Source organism: Phenylobacterium sp. (genome assembly GCF_030693805.1).
GTDB lineage: Bacteria > Pseudomonadota > Alphaproteobacteria > Caulobacterales > Caulobacteraceae > Phenylobacterium.
Map to the genome: position 1 here is coordinate 1 of NZ_JAUXZW010000101.1, position 1,435 is coordinate 1,435.

General features: G+C 67.9%; 2 protein-coding genes. One reads left to right on the top strand and one right to left on the bottom strand.

The genetic code is table 11. The features are described from left to right. On the top strand, nt 1-582 hold a 582-nt coding region (locus tag Q8M88_RS04420; RefSeq protein WP_305595037.1), incomplete at its 5' end, for a hypothetical protein. Here Q8M88_RS04420 and Q8M88_RS04425 read toward each other — a convergent pair. Further along, a partial coding sequence (locus Q8M88_RS04425) for a biotin-dependent carboxyltransferase family protein (protein ID WP_305595038.1) occupies nt 583-1,435 on the bottom strand: 853 nt, incomplete at its 5' end.

The window sequence follows — 1,435 nt, forward strand, 5'->3', positions numbered from 1 at the left end:
TATTTCATGCCCAAGGACAGCGCCCGCATCATCGCGCCCTGGGCCTATTTCGGCTGTTTCGTCGCGGCCATCGCCATGCTGCTCCAGCTTTATCCCTTCGCCTGGGCCGGCCATTGCGCCCTCGGACGACCGCTCTGCGGCGACGTGCTCTGCACGACGCGCGGCGAATGGCACATCGCCTGGCTGCTGCCGACGAACGGGATCGGCAACTCCATGGTCAACAATCCCTATCTCGGACGCGGCTACATCGAATATCCGCTGATGGCCTTCTACATCCCATCGCTTTACGGCAGCTGGCGCTTCATCCTGTTCTCCTGGCTTGCGGGGCCGTTTCTCGCCGGTCTGACGACCAGCAACATCAATGAATGGCCGGCGGTCTGGTGCCTGTTCTCGATCGGGCTCGTGCTCGCCATCATCAAGACGCCGCTGCGCTATCACCTGCATGTCGGCGACCCGTGGTGGATGATGCTGATCAAATGGTGGAAGAAGCGCAAAGCGGCGGCGAAGGCGGCCATCGCGGCGGCGGCGCAGCCGGCCGAGCCCGTCGCTCTCCTTGCCGAGGTCAAAGAGCCCGCGGAATAATCAGTCCCGCGCGTTGACGACGCCGCCGACGAGATTTTCCGCCAGCAGCGACTCGGTGGTCATCTCGGCGCCGAGAGGCTCGCGCGTCGCGCCGGCCTCGACGGCCGCAAAATAGGCGCGGCGGGCGGCGACCGCCTCGTCCCAATCCACCGTGCGGAAGGACAGGTCTTCGCCGGGACGCAATTGCGCCAGCCGGCCGAGATCCGCCCCGATCACCGTCGCGATTTTCGGATAGCCGCCGGTCGGCTGTCGGTCCGCCATCAGCGCGAGCGGCGCGCCGTCGCCGGGAATCTGGATCGCGCCCATGGCCACCCCGTCGGAGACGATGTCATGTCCGCGCCGATGGCGGATCGCCGGACCCTCGAGCCGATAGGCCATGCGATCGCTACGGGCGCCGATACGCCAACGTGCGTTCAGAAAGGCCTCGATCTCCTCCGGCGTGAAATAATCCGCCTGAGGCCCGAGAAGAATGCGGATCGGCGCGTCGCTTGACGTCAGCCAAGGCGCCGCCAAGGCCATCGGCTCAAGCGGCGGCGGCGGCGCCTCGGCGAGCATCAAGGCGTCGCCGGCCGCTAGCGGCTTTGGCCCGAGGCCGGACCGGGCGTGCGTCGCGCGCGAACCGAGCGTCGGCGCGAGATCGAGCGTTCCGCCGACGGCGACATAGCACCAGGCCCCTGACGCGCCCGCGCGCAGCATGAGCCGTGCGCCGTCAGCAAGCGGCAGCAGGCACGCCGGCGGCATTGGCCGCCCGTCCAGCCGGATGTCGAAATCGCCTCCCGCGACAGCGACGCAAAGCGTCGCGCCTTCCGCGCGAAGCGTCAGGCCCCCGAGCGAAACTTCGATGGCGCAGTCA